General features: G+C 45.1%; 15 protein-coding genes. 12 read left to right on the forward strand and 3 right to left on the reverse strand.

The window, feature by feature from the left end; all coding sequences use genetic code 11:
• The first annotated feature begins 8 nt into the window (after positions 1-8).
• Positions 9-716, forward strand: coding sequence for an ATPase (locus ACQCVE_RS17400; RefSeq protein ID WP_426863523.1), 708 nt, complete (start codon positions 9-11; stop codon positions 714-716).
• Here the strand turns inward: ACQCVE_RS17400 and ACQCVE_RS17405 are convergent, their stop codons facing one another.
• Complete coding sequence (locus ACQCVE_RS17405) at positions 717-845, reverse strand: hypothetical protein (RefSeq protein ID WP_426846853.1); 129 nt, start codon at positions 843-845, stop codon at positions 717-719.
• A gap of 328 nt (positions 846-1,173) precedes the next feature.
• Between ACQCVE_RS17405 and ACQCVE_RS17410 the strand changes: the two genes are divergently transcribed.
• Genes ACQCVE_RS17410 through ACQCVE_RS17430 form a run of 5 tightly spaced genes read left to right on the forward strand, consistent with a single transcriptional unit; the run spans position 1,174 to position 6,076 of the window.
• Entirely contained in the window at positions 1,174-2,205 is a 1,032-nt protein-coding gene (locus tag ACQCVE_RS17410; protein WP_426863524.1) for a LacI family DNA-binding transcriptional regulator, read from the forward strand.
• Positions 2,206-2,263: 58 nt separating this feature from the next.
• Positions 2,264-2,983 (forward strand): ThuA domain-containing protein, encoded by a 720-nt coding sequence (locus tag ACQCVE_RS17415; protein WP_426863525.1) that lies wholly within the window; start codon positions 2,264-2,266, stop codon positions 2,981-2,983.
• Between the two features lie 31 nt (positions 2,984-3,014).
• Positions 3,015-4,058, forward strand: coding sequence for a Gfo/Idh/MocA family protein (locus ACQCVE_RS17420; protein ID WP_426863526.1), 1,044 nt, complete (start codon positions 3,015-3,017; stop codon positions 4,056-4,058).
• A complete protein-coding gene (locus tag ACQCVE_RS17425) occupies positions 4,055-5,086 on the forward strand; it encodes a Gfo/Idh/MocA family protein (RefSeq protein WP_426863527.1) in 1,032 nt (343 codons plus the stop codon). Before ACQCVE_RS17420 ends, ACQCVE_RS17425 begins: the two co-directional genes overlap by 4 nt.
• A 21-nt stretch (positions 5,087-5,107) precedes the next feature.
• Positions 5,108-6,076, forward strand: coding sequence for a sugar phosphate isomerase/epimerase family protein (locus tag ACQCVE_RS17430; protein WP_426863528.1), 969 nt, complete (start codon positions 5,108-5,110; stop codon positions 6,074-6,076).
• A gap of 601 nt (positions 6,077-6,677) precedes the next feature.
• Here the strand turns inward: ACQCVE_RS17430 and ACQCVE_RS17435 are convergent.
• Positions 6,678-7,493, reverse strand: coding sequence for a type II toxin-antitoxin system SpoIISA family toxin (locus tag ACQCVE_RS17435; protein WP_426846841.1), 816 nt, complete (start codon positions 7,491-7,493; stop codon positions 6,678-6,680).
• Positions 7,494-7,565: 72 nt separating this feature from the next.
• Here ACQCVE_RS17435 and ACQCVE_RS17440 point away from each other — a divergent pair, with 72 nt between their 5' ends.
• From ACQCVE_RS17440 to ACQCVE_RS17465, 6 genes are all read left to right on the forward strand, one after another.
• Positions 7,566-8,324: a DeoR/GlpR family DNA-binding transcription regulator gene (locus tag ACQCVE_RS17440; protein WP_426863529.1), complete on the forward strand. Its 759-nt coding sequence runs from the start codon at positions 7,566-7,568 to the stop codon at positions 8,322-8,324.
• Between the two features lie 10 nt (positions 8,325-8,334).
• The gene (locus ACQCVE_RS17445) at positions 8,335-9,177 is read left to right on the forward strand and encodes an aminoglycoside 6-adenylyltransferase (protein ID WP_426863530.1); all 843 of its coding nucleotides are present in this window, start codon (positions 8,335-8,337) and stop codon (positions 9,175-9,177) included.
• 114 nt (positions 9,178-9,291) lie between these two features.
• Positions 9,292-10,050, forward strand: coding sequence for a 2-dehydro-3-deoxy-D-gluconate 5-dehydrogenase KduD (gene kduD / locus ACQCVE_RS17450; protein WP_426863531.1), 759 nt, complete (start codon positions 9,292-9,294; stop codon positions 10,048-10,050).
• 19 nt (positions 10,051-10,069) lie between these two features.
• The gene (gene kduI, locus ACQCVE_RS17455) at positions 10,070-10,897 is read left to right on the forward strand and encodes a 5-dehydro-4-deoxy-D-glucuronate isomerase (protein WP_426863532.1); all 828 of its coding nucleotides are present in this window, start codon (positions 10,070-10,072) and stop codon (positions 10,895-10,897) included.
• A gap of 12 nt (positions 10,898-10,909) precedes the next feature.
• Positions 10,910-12,118 carry a glycoside hydrolase family 88 protein gene (locus tag ACQCVE_RS17460; RefSeq protein WP_426863533.1) on the forward strand — a complete coding sequence of 403 codons (1,209 nt, stop codon included), beginning with the start codon at positions 10,910-10,912 and terminating at the stop codon, positions 12,116-12,118.
• A 200-nt stretch (positions 12,119-12,318) separates the two neighbouring features.
• Positions 12,319-15,879: a heparinase II/III domain-containing protein gene (locus ACQCVE_RS17465; RefSeq protein ID WP_426863534.1), complete on the forward strand. Its 3,561-nt coding sequence runs from the start codon at positions 12,319-12,321 to the stop codon at positions 15,877-15,879.
• A 36-nt stretch (positions 15,880-15,915) separates the two neighbouring features.
• Here ACQCVE_RS17465 and ACQCVE_RS17470 read toward each other — a convergent pair whose 3' ends face one another.
• Positions 15,916-16,668 carry a PAS domain-containing protein gene (locus ACQCVE_RS17470; RefSeq protein WP_426863535.1) on the reverse strand — a complete coding sequence of 251 codons (753 nt, stop codon included), beginning with the start codon at positions 16,666-16,668 and terminating at the stop codon, positions 15,916-15,918.
• Between the last annotated feature and the right edge of the window lie 543 nt (positions 16,669-17,211).

Genomic DNA, 17,211 nt, shown 5'->3' on the forward strand with positions numbered 1-17,211 from the left:
CGATCACTATGAGAGATATTCAGAAAATACACCTGACAGAAGAAGAATGGCTGATTGCGGCTTCCGACAACGCAGGTGCAATTGGAGAAATGGAACACGACCTAGTGAATGTGCCCCTTGAAATTGCGGCTTCGCATACTCTCCGGGTAGCTTTAATGGAATGCCTGGCGGTAGGGGCCGCACCATTTTCCATCATCCTTCACAACTTTATCGGGAACAAAGCATGGAAAAGGCTGAGTGCTTCCTGCGACAGGCTGATGAAGGAGACAGGCTTTGAGGGGGTATCGATTACAGGGAGCACAGAGAGCAATATGACCATGATGCAATCAGCCATCGGAATTACGGTTCTTGGGCGGGTGGCCAAGAATTTATACCGCAGCGGTGTTACCCCGCTGAATGCCGGTTTCGCGGTGGTAGGAGAACCGCTTGTAGGAGAAGAAGTCATAACAAAAGCTGACAGAATGGTTTCCTTGTCTCTGTTTCAGGAACTTTGCCGGCATGATGGTGTTTTCGAGCTGATCCCCGCGGGGTCGGGAGGAATTGCCCGGGAGATCCGTTTTTTGAATCCGGAAGCTAAATTCATAGATTGCGAGCTTAATATGCATAAGTCTGCCGGTCCGGCATCCTGCGTTATCATTGCTTATAATAAGCAATTCACAAATGATCTAAAGAACCTTGCCAACGGTCTGTTCTATCCTGTACATCTGTCTGGATAATCAGGCTTTTTTTAGGTTTTTCAGCATTTTCAGAAGCTTTTGATTCTCCTCTGAAACTTTATATCCAAGATCAGCAGTCGTGAATTTTTTTAATCTTTTTCTCTTATTCTTATTTTTTTTATTTTCCATAGCATGGTCGCTCCCTTACAGCTCATCATGATATATGTATATGTGGAGAAGGGGAAAAAATATCCGGTTTTCTGCCTATTTGATGGTTTAATAGGAATACCCGCGGGTATAAAGAAGCGTTCTCAAAATCTCATAAAGGGACGCTCTGTCAAACGTAATTGCTGAATTCCGCAGCAGGTGTCCGCTTATCCAAGGGGCTGTGTACCTTGCGCTCCAAGCAGCAACTATTCCAAAATCAGCATTAGGCCGGCATGAAAATTAAGGATTGTTTTTCAAAAAAAAATCGTTTAGTATGAGAAGGGAGTTAACCGGTTAACCAGGAGGGGTCATGATTAAAAATGTGACAATCAGAGATGTGGCCAGGCATGCCGGGGTATCCGCCGCAGCCGTTTCGTACGTGCTGAACGGGAAAAACAAGGTCTCAGCAGCAACGAAAAATAAGATTATGAGATCGATAGAGGAATTAAACTATCTACCCGATTTTACGGCGATCAGCCTGTCCAAAAAGCAGTCAAAGCTGATTGGTTTGCTGAAAATACACAACCAGAAATCCCTTGAGCCGGTATTTCATTCCAATCTGTATTACAATGAATACATCAGCGGTGTAGAACATGCAGCAAGAAATTTCGGATATGATATCCTTCTTGGAGGCATCAGCGAGGCAGATGAGTGCAGGCAGTGGGTCAAAAAGAGAAATCTGGACGGACTCATCGTTATGAATGCCACAGGCTGCATAGCCGATGAACTGGCTGGAATTCTAGACATACCATGCGTATTTGTCGATACCTATGGGGAAGAAAACAGCACCAGTCTCACTTTGAACATTGATGATGAGGAAGGCGGATATCTGGCTTCACACTATCTCATCTCTCTCGGGCATCAGCACATTGCCATGGCCGTAACTTCGGCTATAGGGAGTCCAATAGAAGAGCAGAGGATAAAAGGCTACAAAAGGGCACTCGAGGAATCAGGTATGGTGTTTACTGATGATCTTATTTTTGAAAGCGGTGACAATAGACCTGAATCTTCCTTTAAAATCGGCACGGGCCTGCTAAAAACGAGCATACCAGTCACAGCCGTTTTCGCGGCTTCTGACACGCTGTGCTTCGGGATTATGAAAATATTTTCTTCAGCAGGCAGAGCAATTCCAAGAGATTTGTCGATAATCGGCTTCGATGATTTAAATATCAGCCAATATTTTTCTCCAAGTCTTACAACAATCAGGCAGGATATTATGGCAAAGGGAGAGAAAACATCAGAGATGATTTTTTCGGCCATATCCGGAAACCCGCCTGCATCGGCTAAACAGGTTCTCCCGGTAGAACTGATCATCAGGGAATCTGTGGTGCAGGTTACGTAAACGATTAACCAAACAGGTTGATTGATAGAACTATACATACTAAAGGATGGTGCAAACAATGAAAGTTACTGTTTGGAATGAAAACCGCCACGAAAACACAAATCCGGAAGTACGCAGGATTTATCCGGAAGGCATCCACGGAGCAATCGCAGGATTTCTTGAAGAAATGGGACACAGTGTGCGGACTGCCACGTTGGATGAGCCGGAGCACGGACTTACAGCCGAAGTTCTCGAAAATACCGAAGTGCTGATCTGGTGGGGGCACGTCGCACATGAAGAAGTTGAGGAAGAAGTTGTGGAAAGAGTTAAAAACTGTGTATTAAACGGCATGGGGTTAATTGTCCTTCATTCAGGGCACTTTTCAAAAATCTTCAAGTCGCTCATGGGAACAGGCTGTGATCTGAAATGGAGAGAAGCAGACGAAAAAGAGCGTTTATGGGTTGTTGAACCAAGCCATCCGATTGTTGAAGGCCTTGGTGAGTTTATCGAGCTTGAGAAAGAGGAGATGTACGGAGAGCACTTCGATATTCCTGCACCGGATGAGCTTGTTTTCATGAGCTGGTTTGAGGGGGGAGAAGTGTTCAGAAGCGGCTGCACGTATAAAAGAGGCAGCGGCAAAGTGTTTTATTTCAGACCCGGACACGAAACCTATCCAACCTATCATAACAAAGATATCCAAAAAGTAATTGGAAATGCTGTTCTTTGGGCAGCCCCTGCCAAAAGGGAAAAACCAGTATACGGGAATGCCCAGCCGCTCGAAGCCATTGCAGCGAAATAAGAGAATCGGAACCACATAAGGAGGAGCTTTTATGACAAAGATCAGAATCGGAGTGATTGGCTGCGGAAGCATCGCCAGACACCGCCACCTTCCAGAGTATGCAGCACAGGCTCAGACAGAAATCACCGCCGTGTGCGATGTTTCCGAGGAGCGGGCAAATGAAATAGCTGCACTTTACGGAGCAGCGGCTTACACAAATTATTCGGACCTGCTGAATAGCGGGAAGGTGGATGCAGTAAGTGTCTGCACACCGAACTATCTTCACGCGCCGATTTCGATTGATGCTCTTAAAGCAGGACTTCATGTCCTGTGCGAGAAGCCAATGGCAACCTCCAGAGAAGATGCGGAGGCTATGATCAAAGCAGCAAAGGAATCCGGCAAAAAGCTGATGATTGCCCATAACCAGCGTTTTGCACCCTCTCATCAAAAAGCAAAAAAGATGATTGAGTCCGGTGAATTGGGTAAAGTCTTCAGCTTCAGAACCGCTTTTGGCCATCCGGGGCCGGAAGCGTGGAGCGTAGATGGAAAAGACAGCTGGTTCTTTAGAAAAGAAGAGGCGTTCATTGGTGCTATGGGTGATTTGGGGGTGCATAAAAGCGACCTGCTCCGCTATTTGCTGGGAGAGGAATTTACGGAAGCCGGCGCATTTGTGCAAACGAGTGCGAAAACATTTGCGGATGTGGATGATAATGCAGTGTGTGTACTGAAAACGGCCTCAGGCACACTCGGTACACTGACAGCAAGCTGGTCCTACACAGGGAAAGAGGATAATTCAACGATTCTTTACTGTGAGCACGGAATTATCCGGCTAGAGGATGACCCAATACACAGCATGATTGTGCAGTATGCAAATGGAGAAATCGTAAAATATGAACTTGGAAAAATTCAGTCCAATGAGGATGGCGGCCAGGTATCTACCGGTGTGATTGACCATTTTGCAGAATGCATCCTTGAAAACAAAGAGCCGCTCGTAACCGGGGAAGAAGGAAAAAAATCCCTGGAAGTGATTCTGGCTGCGTTAAAATCAAGCGAAACGAAACAAATTGTAGCGATTGAGCAGGGCGTTACAGCATGAAAAAGCTTAGAATTGGGATTATTGGCGCTGGAGGAATCGCAACAGACCGCCATATTCCATCCTTTCAAAAGTTTACGGATCAGGCAGAAATCACTGCAGTATGCGACATTAATGTCCACCGCGCAGAGGATGTTGCGGAGGAATTTGGAATCCCTCTCTTCTTCGGAGATTACCATGAGATGCTGCCGGATGTAGATGCGGTAGTTGTCTGCACACCGAATAAATTTCATGCACAGATCTCTATAGACGCACTGAATGCCGGAGTCCACGTTCTTTGTGAAAAGCCCATGGCCCTGGCAGCGGGGGAATGTCAGCAGATGATCGAAGCAGCAAAGAAAAACCAGAGGAAATTAGCGATTGCCTACCATTACCGGTATATGAAGGAATCCCAGGCAGCTAAAAAAGTGATGATTACGGAAGAAATCGGAACCCCTCTTGTAGTAAGGATTAAGGCGCTTCGCCGCCGCAAGGTTCCCGGCTGGGGCGTGTTTACAAACAAAGAACTTCAAGGCGGAGGCAGCTTGATCGATTATGGCTGCCACCTGCTCGATCTTGCTCTGTGGCTGATTGGCAATCCGAAAATTACGGATGTGACAGGCAGCACGTATAACGCATTAAGCAAAGTCCCGAATCAGGTTAATCTGTGGGGAGATTACGATCACCAAAAATTTAATGTGGATGACCATGTAACGGCCTATATCCGCTTTGAAAATGGGACATCCATGCTTTTTGAAACATCCTGGGCTACCAATATCCGGGATGATGAGGAGCATCTCAGCATTTCAGGAGTAAACGGAGGGATCAGCGTTTTCCCTATGGAGCTCTATACAACGAAATACAACATGCTGTTTAACAGCCAGCCAGCCTGGATTCCAGGTGAAGATGATCCTGGGGTGCTTCAGGCCAAGAACTTTATTGCAGCATGCTTCAATGAAGAAGAGCTGATTGTAAAGCCTGAAGAAGCCATGCAGGTTTCCGAAGTAATTGACGCGATTTACGAAAGCGGAAAAATTACGATTCAGGAATAAAGCATAAAGGGGAGGAAAAACATGAAACTGGGAGTATTCACTGTATTATTTTCCGACATGGAGTTTGAGCAAATGCTTGATACGGTAAAAGCGGCGGGTTTGCACGCTGTGGAAATCGGAACGGGCTGCTATCCCGGCAATGCCCATTGTAACCTGGACGAGCTTTTGGAAAGTGAAGAAGCGAGAAGCCAGTACAAGAATAAGGTAGAAAGCCGCGGATTAACAATCAGCGCCTTCAGCTGCCATGGAAATCCGATTTCTCCTGATAAAGCGTTTGCAGCAGAATCGGATGAAACCCTTAGAAAAACGATAAAGCTCGCCTCCCTGCTTAATGTGCCGGTTGTAAACTGTTTTTCCGGAACGGCGGGAGATTCGGAGGAGGCAAAATATCCGAATTGGCCTGTAACACCCTGGCCAAATGAATACGGCGATGTTTTAACGTGGCAGTGGGAAAACAAGCTCGTTCCTTACTGGAAAGAGGTTGGAGAGCTTGCTAAAGAAAGCAGTGTGAAAATCGGACTCGAGCTCCATGGGGGCTTCCTTGTCCATACTCCATACACGCTTCTGAAGCTTCGTGAAAAAACGTGCGATGCGATCGGGGCCAACCTGGACCCCAGCCATCTGTGGTGGCAAGGAATCGATCCTGTGGCAGCCATTAAAATCCTGGCAAAAGAAAATGCGATTCACCATTTTCATGCCAAAGACACCCATATTGATCCGGACAATGTCAATATGTACGGTCTGACCGACATGCAGCCTTACGGAGAGGTGAAATCAAGGGCATGGTCTTTCAGGTCTGTCGGCTGCGGCCACAGCAACGACGAGTGGGGCCGTATGATCAGCACCTTAATTACCTATGGCTACGACTATGTGGTAAGCATTGAACATGAAGACCCCATCATGTCTATTCAGGAAGGATTTAAAAGAGCGGTAACGAACCTGCAATCCGTTCTGATTGAAGAAAAGCCTGCTGAAATGTGGTGGGTATAAAGATTCTGCGGAATGCAGCTTCTCTGCTTGAACGCATGTGGAATAGGAAGAGGGAAACAATCAAGAAAAAAATGCTCAGAGCCCTGCTCAGAGCATTTTTTTGTCGTGAAGGGACAGCACACTTCATTGTTTCGTCTGGCAGTCAAGCGGGGGGGCTGTGGAGATGAAACTTTATCGACCGTACTAAGTCGGATTTGAGCCGAGATTGCGTGTCGGGCGGACTGATTCATCTATCGGGCAAATTCCTGTATATCGACCCGAAATTCCAGTAAATCGACCGTATTTACAATATATCGACCAAAATTCCAGTAAATCGGCCGTATTCTCAATATATCGATCGAAATCCCAGTAAATCGACCGTGTTCTCGATATATCGACCGAAATTCCAGTAAATCGGCCGAAATTCCAGTAAATCGGCCGAAATCCCAGTAAATCGGCCGAAATCCCAGTAAATCGACCGTGTTCTCAATATATCGGCCTTTCGGCAATATTACCCCAGCTTCATCTTTTTATGAAAATAAGTTCTTGCTCTAATCCCTTTAGCTCTCCAGTTGAAAGGCTTTGATTCAGATTCCCTCCCAAGACGGAAGGATCACCGCTTTTAGCTGACCGGCTGGTCCTGTTCGGCGTCTGCCCCTTTCCAATCTGATCTCCATTCGAATATGCTGATGAGATTGATTACATGCAGCGTATCGATCTCCATTACTGGGTTTTCTTTAGCGGATAAAACGAGCAGGGATGAATAGCGTCCATATATTGGAATAACAGCGACTGTGTCATCTTCGAATGTATGAACCCGTGCTTGCTTTAGCTGTTCAGATACCTCCTGTTTATCAGGGATGGACATATTGAATATCGTTTCAAGCCGGCTGAGGACATTGTAGATGCTTTGGCTAAAGTGGTAGTCATCCTCCCCTTCAAGCGTATAAAGCTTTACGCTGAAATCGAATTGGTCGGTATACATTTCAACATAGCGGAGAACGGAATGACGGTATTCCTCTATGCTCTTAATGGAAGATTCCTTTGGCATCAAGTCCTCTTCCTCCTGTATAATAAGCGAAAACGCAGTAGATTTTTTGCGCATATATTCAAGGGTACGTTCATTATGCTGGATGGTTTCTTCAATCCACCCGCTATGCTTAAACTCAGCTGAGCCGATTTTCAGTATATTTGGGGTCTGGAAAATAGTTAAATCTGTAAAAACGGCTGCGGCTGCAAGCTGAACAAGAATAGGCCAGTCCGCTATCGTAATGTACTTAAGAAAAAAACAAACGGATAAAAAAGCTAAAAGAAAGGCATATAGGCTCTTTCTTAATACCGGAAGAATGGATGTATAAATGGTTCGGTTTACCAAATATAAAATAATAGCACTGAATGAGTAAAGAGCAACCATCAAAAACAGCCATGGAACATACATAGGCAATCCCCCTCTTTACCATGTTTATTGAAGTGAGGGTAAAAAGATGATAGAGAAAGGGCGTTTAAAGCCATGCATTTTTTACAGCGGCATGAAGCAATTATCCAAAGTCTCGAAAAGGATAAAATGGTAAAAGTTACAGAACTCAGTTCAAGTCTTTCTGTTACTGAGAAAACCATCCGCCAGGATCTGATCGTGCTGGAGAACAAGGGGGTGCTGAAGCGCATACACGGCGGCGCCATTTTACCGGATTCAGCAGCAATGCTTTCGGTGGAAAAAAGGCAGGCAAGCTTTCTCTATGAAAAAAAGCAGGCAGCAAAAGCAGCTGCAGCATTCATTAAAGAGAATGACACAATTCTGCTTGATGGCGGAAGCACAATGCTAGAGCTTGCCAAACAGCTCATTCACCATAAAATTACTGTCGTCACCAATGATCTGAAGATTGCCCATGCGCTGCTGAATGCATCCAAAATCCAGCTGATTGTACTTGGAGGAGCGAGAAATGCTTCTGCGGGATTAACCGGTCCCATTGCTATGGATGCCTTGGAGAAAATATGGGTCCAAAATCTGTTCCTCGGTACCACTGCTGCAGATATTGATAAAGGATTAACCGTATTCAGCAACGATCAAGCGGAATATAAAAGAATGATTATGAACCGGGCGGAACAGATCACCCTTGTAACGGATCATACAAAATTCGGGCAAACCGCATTGATTCAGTATGCAGAAATAAACAGAGTCGACAGGATCATCACGAACAATGAACTGTCTTCCAACTGGAAATGCAAGCTGAAGGAAACCGGGATCCCTGTTACCTATACAAACGAATAAGGAGGAAAACATGAGGAGTGAAAATCAGGTACTGCACCAGATTGTGGAATTTGCCATGGGAGAATCCATGGTTAGAGCCGTAATGATGAATGGGTCTCGGCTTAACAGCAATGCCCCCAAGGATTTTCTTCAGGATTATGATTTGGTTTTTTTTGTGAACGATCTGCCTTCGGCGCGCTATAAGAGAAATCAAGACTGGATTCGGCAGTTTGGGGAACTTGTGATCATGCAGCAAAACGATTTTGATGACGGAGCATACATATTTTTAATGCTGTTTAAGGATGGCGTCCGCATTGATTTATGCTTTAAGGACGCAGCTGTTATCCATAAATCAGTTAATGAAGATTCACTTACCCGTATTCTTCTGGATAAAGATCATTGTCTCCCTGAGCTCTCCCCGCCGGATGATTCCTCCTATTATGTAAAAAAACCCTCAGAGATGGAATATAAAAATTGCTTAAACGAAGCATGGTGGATTCAAACGTATACGGCAAAGGGTCTTCTTCGGAATGAGTGGCCGTACGCCAGATACATGTATGACACCATTATAATCCCATGCGTCCATTCAATCCTTTCATGGGTAATCGGCTATGAGCACGAATGGAGAGTTAATATTGGGGTAAGTGGACGCTGGCTTAACAGGTACCTTTCTCCCGGGCAATATGAAAAGCTTCAAAGCTTATATGTAAATTCAGACAAAGAGAGGCAATGGGATTGTTTGTTTAAGGCTGGTGAAGTTATTCGCGAATACGGAAGAAAAGCAGCCGGTAACATGGGCTATGAATATCCGGAAAGAGAAGATAAAGAAGTGACCGCATATCTTCAAAACTTGCGAAAAAAAGATCTTATCTAAAAGTATCAGAAATTTCCAAAATAAAGTGCACGTATGATTCATCCTGTGATAAACTGAAAAAAACGAACATAAAGATACAGAAGCGAACCTTAATAGGAAGGGGAGAGGATTCTTTTGTCCCATGATTTGTTTTCTCTGCACGGAAAGATAGCTCTTGTAACTGGGGCTAGCCGCGGGCTTGGAAAGGGGATGGCTCTTGGGCTGGCAGAAGCCGGTGCAGACATAATTGGAGCAGGTATCAGCAGTATGGCCGGTATTAAAAGTGAGATTGAAAGTCTGGGAAGGTCCTTCATTGGGATCGAAGCCGATTTATCGGAAGAAAGCGCCAGAAGGGAACTGGTCACAAGAGCTTTGAAAGAGTCAGGAAGAATTGATGTCCTTGTGAATAACTCTGGAATGATCCGCAGAGCTGCGGCTGAAGAGTACTCGATGGAAGACTGGAGAGCAGTAATCAGTTTGAATGCAGAGGCTGTTTTTCAGCTTAGTTCAGAGACAGGCCGTCATATGCTTGAAAAGGGAAAAGGTAAAATCATCAATATTGCGTCCATGCTCTCCTTTCAGGGAGGCGTGAGGGTTCCCGCTTATACAGCAAGCAAGCATGCAGTAGCCGGGATAACGAAAGCCCTTTCCAATGAATGGGCTGGAAGAGGCGTGTGTGTAAACGCCATAGCACCTGGCTATATGGAAACGGACAATACAGAAGCTCTCAGGCAGGATAAAGAAAGGAATGCATTCATTCAGTCGCGAATTCCGGCCGGGCGCTGGGGAAGTGCTGAGGATTTAAAGGGCCCGGCTGTATTTCTGGCTTCTGATGCATCCAATTATGTAAGCGGTCACATCCTGGCAGTTGATGGAGGATGGCTGAATTTTTAACAGTATGGAGGGAGATAGGATGGAAACAAGACATTGTGCAAGCAGAGAAGAAACAAAACGGTTCACGACTGAAGAACTCAGGAACGCATTTTTGATTGAGACACTTTTTAAAGCTGAGAGCTTAAATTTAACCTATACACACGAAGACAGGATGCTGATTGGAGGCGCAATTCCAGTAAGAGAACCGCTGGCTTTAATCGAGCCTGATATTAAAACGAAAGGGTTTTTTGAAAGAAGAGAGGCGGGTATCATCAATATCGGGGGTCCCGGTATCATCAAAGCAAATGGAGAGCCATACCACTTGGAGCAAAAGGATTGTTTGTATGTCGGTCTCGGAACAGAGGAAGTCATTCTCTCCAGTGCCGATCCTGCTAATCCAGCCCGCTTTTACATTCTTTCCACTCTTGCCCACAAAGTATATCCAACTGTAAAAATCGGCATTAACGAAGCCGCACCTGTTCATTTGGGCGATGAAAAAAATTCGAATAAGCGGACTATTTACAAGTACATTCATGCTGAAGGCGTCCAAAGCTCACAGCTGATGATGGGAATGACTCTCCTGGCACCTAATTGTATGTGGAACACGATGCCTGCTCATATTCATGACCGCCGCTCCGAGGTTTACTTGTATTTTGACATGGAAGAGGATACGAGAGTCTTTCATTTTATGGGAGAACCTTCAGAGACACGGCATCTGATTCTGCAGAACGAGCAAGCGGTCATATCGCCAAGCTGGTCAATCCATTCAGGTATCGGCACGAGCAACTATACGTTCATTTGGGCGATGGCCGGAGAAAACTATACGTTTAATGACATGGAGCATGTTGCAATGAGCGATTTAAAATAGGGGGAATCGGCTGTGAATGTGGTGAACGAGGGAATAAAAACGGATAAGTATAAAACAGTCTCTGCTTCACTTGAATTTATTGATGAGGCAATGGAACATGCTCTGGAAAAAATCAGCTCAAGCCTTGAAGATTTTACCCATGCATTTCCGGATGACACGACCGTTGAAAACCGTTATTATATCCGAAAACCTGAAAAGCCCGGACAGGATCGGGGCGGCAACCACGGATGGACGACAAGCTTTTGGACGGGAATGATCTGGCTTGCCTATGAGGTGACCGCGGATGAAAAATACAGAAGGGCAGCAGAAGTCCACATCGATAGTTTTCATGACCGAATTGTCCAGAAAATCGATTGTGACCATCATGATCTGGGATTTCTATATACGCTTTCCTGCGTAAGCGCCTACAAACTGACTGGCAATGAAAAAGCAAAAGAAGCTGCTTTAATGGCCGCTGATCACCTTATGAGCCGGTACTTTGAAAAAGCAGGCATTATTCAAGCGTGGGGAGACTTGAATGATCCGTTGCAAAGAGGAAGAATCATCATTGATTGTCTCATGAACCTACCTTTGCTTTACTGGGCTTCGGAGGCTACAGGGGACAAGAAATACAAAGCGGCTGCGGAAAAACATGCAAACAACGCTTACAGGTGGATTGTCAGAGAGGACGCCTCTACCTTCCACACCTATTTTTTCGATCCGGAAACAGGGGATGCCAGGTATGGGAAAACGCATCAGGGGTACCGGGATGATTCCTGCTGGGCCCGGGGACAGGCGTGGGGAATCTATGGTTTTCCATTAAGCTATAAATACACTGGGAACCATGAGTTTATTCAAATGTCTGAAAAGCTGGCCCATTATTTTTTGAATAGAACGCCCGCCGACGGTGTGGTCTATTGGGATTTGGCTTTTTCAGATGACAGCGGGGAGGAGAAAGACAGTTCCTCCTCAAGCATCGCGGCCTGCGGCTTGCTGGAACTTGCAAAATATACCGAGATTAAAGACAGCCAAAGATATTATGAAAGGGCTGCTGCTGCAATCCTGCAAGACCTTTACACAGGCTACTCAACTAGAAATATGCCCGAATCCAACGCTCTTCTGCTGCATGGAGTCTATGCAAAACCGGAAAACCTCGGTGTGGATGAGGGGAATTTATGGGGAGACTATTATTATATGGAAGGTCTTGTCCGGCTGAAGAAAAATTGGAATCTTTATTGGTAAACAGCTTGATCGATCAGGGCAGTACTCCGTTTAGGTCTCATAGAGTCTCCCTGATATTTTTTCAAAGATTTAAAGCTATGCCAAATCATAGTAATGTAAGCGTTATCAAAAATACGGTTCGGCTCATGATCATAGAGACAGATTCACTTGCTTTCTTCCAAAACAAAGGCATGTGAGCGGGCTTTAACCGGGGGAAAAGGATGAAGTTTAAAAGGGGATTGTTTATTTTGCTTTCGCTGCTGCTGCTGATGCCAGGCTGGCTTGCGTCCGCTGAGGAAAACGTTCCGCCAAAGGAAGAAAACCATGAGGAAGCACAGCTTGTTATCGAGGATTTTGAAGATGTATCTCAATGGAGAGGGCTGACATCCGAACAGGAAGTTGTTTATGAAGGCAGCTTTTCCGGGAGATGGAACATTACCAATCCGGTCAGCGGAAAATGGATGAAAGCCGTCGAAACATCGGCCATTCCTGCTGACTGGTCCTCCTATGATTCGCTGAATATGTGGGTCCATTCTGAAAAGGCAACGAATGACCGGATTTATGTGGTCCTCTACTCAGATAATCCTGCTACTCCACAGCTTGACTACTATATTGCCTCTATTCAAACTACATGGCAGGGATGGCAAAAAGTTACGCTTCCCTACTACTCCTTTCGCAAAGGCTACACTCCTGCAGGCTTTAACAAAATTGATCAATTACGGCTCCACAGTTCCTGGTATGGAGAAACTCCGGATCCGGAAACCCGGCTCGTTCTGGACCAAATGACTCTGGAATATATGATGGAATCTGATATTCTGCACATAGACGGTTTTGAAGATTCCAAGAAGTGGACCTCAGTAACGGAAAACACTGAATTTGTTAAAGAGGGACTCTATAGCGGAAAATGGGAAAACATGCCGGTGAAAAAAGCCGTCCAGTCCACTGCGATTCCAAAGGACTGGTCACGCTATGATAAGCTTGAGTTTTGGATGTATTCCGAAAAAGCAACCGGTACGACCATTTACCCTATACTGGATTCAGATGATCCTGAAACAGAAGGCTTCGATTATTATCTCACAGGATTGAAGATTGATTGGACAGGGTGGAAGCTTGTGTCCATTGATTTGAAAAACTTCTCTCCTTCGCGGCAGCCGCTTGGTCTTGATGCTGTCAATAAACTTACTTTCCATTCCTTCTGGTACAGCGATCAGCCTCCGGACCCGGAAACGGTTGTATATTTAGATGATTTGAAGCTTGTAAGAGAATCCTTTCAAGTCTCTCCGAAATCCATCAGTAAAGAAGGTCTCCCAGACCAGGAGCAGACATATTTAGTAACCATCTTAAATAAAGCAGCGGAAACCGATTATTTTGAAGTGAGCATTCCGGAAGAATACGCCGGCAAAGTAATACTAAGCGAGACTTCCGGTGAACTCAAACCCGGTGAATCCAAAACCATATCGGTACGCTGGAAAGAATCTAATGAGAGTCCGGCAGGAGATGAACAAACAATGACCATTTCGATTATTTCCCGCCTTAAACTGGGTGCAAGTTTTCAAGTCAAGCTGAAACGAAAAGCGGTAAAGTGGGAACCTGCTATCCATGCGAGGCCTAAATCATTTATATCCGTCCAGGAACTCTCAGAAGGGAAAAAAAGAATTCAGTCCGAGCCCTGGGCAGCTGATTATTATCAAAAGCTGCTTGCTGAAGCCGATAAGCACTTACTGGCAAACCTGGAGGTGCTGGATAAGGCGGGCGGGCACGGAATGTGGTTCTTGTGTGATGACAGCTCACAGCTTCAGTATGATTCCTCGAGCCCGAATAAGCATTATTGCCCTGCTGAAGACCGATATTATACAGGAGATTCTTATGATGCCGGCTGGCGTTATTACCGCCATAATGAACTGGTTAAAGCTGCCCGCACTCTCGCAGTAGCCCACAAACTGAGTGGAGATGCACGATACGGAGAGAAGGCAGCTGAGATTCTGATCTCGTATGCAAACCATTATCCAAATTACGCAAAGCAGGCAAGGGGGGGAAGACTTTACTGGCAGACGCTTGATGAATCAGTCAGTATGGTGGATTTAGCCTATACGTATGATCTTCTGTATGACAGCGGACTGATGGCGGACCAGGATCTGGCAAATATAGAATTGAATATGCTAAGACCGTCTGCCATTACAATCAGTGAATATGACATGGGCCGGTCCAACTGGCAGGCATGGCATAATGCGGCTGTCGGAATGATTGGATTTGCATTGGGAGAAAAAGAGTACATGGAATTTGCCATTAATGGAGAACATGGCTTTCACTATCTAATGAAAGAAAGTGTCCTTTCAGATGGATTTTGGTGGGAGGGCTCCATCGCTTATCATTTATATGCATTAAGAGCTCTTCAGCATTTGGCTGACGGAGCCGCAAGCTGGGGCTATGATTTATACAGCAGTCCTGAGCTCAAAAAGATGTACACTATGCCTCTTGATTACGCTTATCCAAATTTGGGGCTCCCCTTCAATAACGATGGAGGCGGCTACGGCAGCTCCCTGGTCGATCCGATTTCGAAAAAAGGGAATTTTGACTACGAGGGTGCTTTTTCTGCTTATGGAACTTCAAGCTTTGCATGGCTTCTCGGGCAAAAATACAACCAAAACCCCAGAGAAGGAGAATTTGCTCTGTTTAAAGGAGCCCTGCCGATTCCGAAAGATGGAACTCATAAATGGATGAGCCGGAATTTCGAGGGTGCGGGCCAGGGAGTTTTAAGATCAGGAGATATGTATGTCCTGATGGATTATGGACCTTACGGAGGGTCTCACGGGCATCCGGATAAGCTCCATATTGATCTTTTCGCAAACGGAAAAGCCTTTGCACCAGATTTCGGAACGCCGAGCTACGGTCATGTCTTATACACAGGCTGGTATAAGCAAACAGTCAGCCACAATACGCTCGTTGTGGATGGTGCCTCACAAAAAGCAGAAGAGGGTGAGCTGAAAGAATTTGCCGCAGGGAAAAACCTCCAATTCATGAATGCTGAAGCTAATCAAGCATATCCCGGCGTAAGCATGAAAAGGTCTATATTTATGACAGACCGTTATACCGTGGACTGGATGGAGGCCTCAAGTCCAGGAGCCATAAAACAGTATGACTGGGTTTTTCATGGACTTGGGGAATTTTCTTCTGATCTGGACCTGACTGAGAGGCATTCTCCGCTAGGTTCACAAAACGGCTATCAATTCCTGGAAAATCCGAGAAGTGCCCATACAGATCAATCGTTTAAAGCAGAATGGAAACTGGATGGAAAAACGTTGAAGATGACCGCACTCAATACAGGATTCAAGGAAGTGGCTGCTGCTGATGGACCGGGTCCATCTTCAAAACCGGATCAAAAAGAACCCGTACTATTTCAGCGTCAAAACGGAGAAGCAGCCCATTTCGTAAATGTATTCAGTGCTGCCGAAGAGAATATTGAAGCAGAATGGTTTGATCAAAATGGAATTCAAATAACCGATGAGAAGGGGATGACCTGCTTAATTGCCAATCCAGAAACCGAAGAGGGGGGGCTTATTGCAGGGAATGTGACCATTCTCCCGGGGGTAGGCAAAAGCTGCAGTGACCTTCCGATTAAAGTAATGGCAGCCGGGGAGAATTTAATTATCGTACTGCCGGATAAAACCGTCATGAAACATGCTACCCTGATGATAAAAGGTGAAGGGTATGAAAGGATAACGGTGAACGGAAAGAAAACGGAAGGAAAAAAATGGGGTGGAGTGACAGTTATAGAAAAATAGCCCGATGGAAACAGCCCCCTTGTAATAGGGGGCTGTTTAATTAAATGCTTTGATCGCCTGCTTAACATTCATGTAAGTACGAATTCCGGAAAGCTCTGCAATCAAATCTGTACTGGTTTCAAGAATAAGCAAAGGAGTCACTCCTGTGAGAATAAGCTCGGTTCCCATCATATTTAAAACGCTATATAGTTTGAGCAGTCTGGCTACTTCATCCTTCTCCACTTTAATCAAGCCTGAAAGATCGACGATGATTGCCTGATCACCCGATTGGGCGGCATAAGAGGACACTGTATTCATAAGCTCCTCTGATCGTTTAACAGTCAGTTCTCCTATCAAGGGGAGTACGGACAAATGATCATTTATAGGCACAATGGGAGTGGAAAGCTCAGATATTTTATCCAGGTATTCTCTCTGCTTTGTGATATCCTTTTGGATTCCAATAAAATACGTCTTTTGCTCACTTTCGATGAAAACGGGCTCAATATGAAGCTCGTTCCAAAAAGCGGTGCCGTTCTTACGGTAGTTATATATTTCTGTCACAAAAGGCTTTTCGTTTTTAAGCGATTCTCTAATTCTGCTGACCGTTCTTGAACTGGTTTCTTTACCTTGAAGAAAGCGGCAGTTTTTCCCGATTGCTTCATCAGACGAATAGCCGGTCATTTTAATAAACCCATCATTTACGTAAACAAGGGGATTATCCAATAAGGACGGGTCCGTAATCGATATGCCAATATGTGCAGAGTCCATCGCTTTTTTTATTAATTCATTGTTTATCAATATGTTCTCCAAAACCTTTCCCCCCGACATTTTCTACCATGTTTATTCCCTAAATTATATTACTTAAACAGAAGCTAAAGCTATTGATGGAATGACTAAGTGGTATTCTGCCCTTACTATCTATCAGGTTTAAATGGCCATGTAACGGCGCCTGTGCTCTCCTGCACAAAAGCATACTCATTCACGGCAATACAAAGGATGCAGGTCCCCTAAAAGCAGGTCCATCGCCTGAACTTTTTGAAATTAGATTTGTGCGGCCATTCATGGCATTTATAACATCTCTAAGATTGCATTTTTGAGCTTATATGGCCCGCTCATTCATGCAAGCTAATTCATTTTCCTTAAAAATGCTCAGTTTTGGCGATTAATAAGGCTTTTTAAGCTGCAGCGAGGGGCGAATCTTCAGGATATCGACCGTAATTCGTATCATATCTCTCAGGCCCCCTAACTAGTTTGGACACCTCCTCTCATTCTAAATATAATGAGGGCAGAGGAGATGAGGCCAAGATGAAAAGAAAGAATGGTCCGATTGAGGACGTAAAGAAGAAATATGTC

Source organism: Metabacillus sp. 113a (assembly GCF_050107635.1).
Lineage (GTDB): Bacteria > Bacillota > Bacilli > Bacillales > Bacillaceae > Metabacillus_B.

Bases quoted from the DNA above. Each gene is read 5' to 3' on its own strand.
- ACQCVE_RS17415 (WP_426863525.1), top strand. From the start codon at position 2,264: ATGAAAGTTACTGTTTGGAATGAAAACCGCCACGAAAACACAAATCCG.
- ACQCVE_RS17465 (WP_426863534.1), top strand. From the start codon at position 12,319: ATGAAGTTTAAAAGGGGATTGTTTATTTTGCTTTCGCTGCTGCTGCTG.
- ACQCVE_RS17445 (WP_426863530.1), top strand. From the start codon at position 8,335: ATGAGGAGTGAAAATCAGGTACTGCACCAGATTGTGGAATTTGCCATG.
- ACQCVE_RS17400 (WP_426863523.1), top strand. From the start codon at position 9: ATGAGAGATATTCAGAAAATACACCTGACAGAAGAAGAATGGCTGATT.
- ACQCVE_RS17410 (WP_426863524.1), top strand. From the start codon at position 1,174: ATGATTAAAAATGTGACAATCAGAGATGTGGCCAGGCATGCCGGGGTA.
- ACQCVE_RS17420 (WP_426863526.1), top strand. From the start codon at position 3,015: ATGACAAAGATCAGAATCGGAGTGATTGGCTGCGGAAGCATCGCCAGA.
- ACQCVE_RS17425 (WP_426863527.1), top strand. From the start codon at position 4,055: ATGAAAAAGCTTAGAATTGGGATTATTGGCGCTGGAGGAATCGCAACA.
- ACQCVE_RS17440 (WP_426863529.1), top strand. From the start codon at position 7,566: ATGCATTTTTTACAGCGGCATGAAGCAATTATCCAAAGTCTCGAAAAG.
- ACQCVE_RS17430 (WP_426863528.1), top strand. From the start codon at position 5,108: ATGAAACTGGGAGTATTCACTGTATTATTTTCCGACATGGAGTTTGAG.
- ACQCVE_RS17435 (WP_426846841.1), bottom strand. From the start codon at position 7,493: ATGTATGTTCCATGGCTGTTTTTGATGGTTGCTCTTTACTCATTCAGT.
- kduI (WP_426863532.1), top strand. From the start codon at position 10,070: ATGGAAACAAGACATTGTGCAAGCAGAGAAGAAACAAAACGGTTCACG.
- ACQCVE_RS17405 (WP_426846853.1), bottom strand. From the start codon at position 845: ATGGAAAATAAAAAAAATAAGAATAAGAGAAAAAGATTAAAAAAATTC.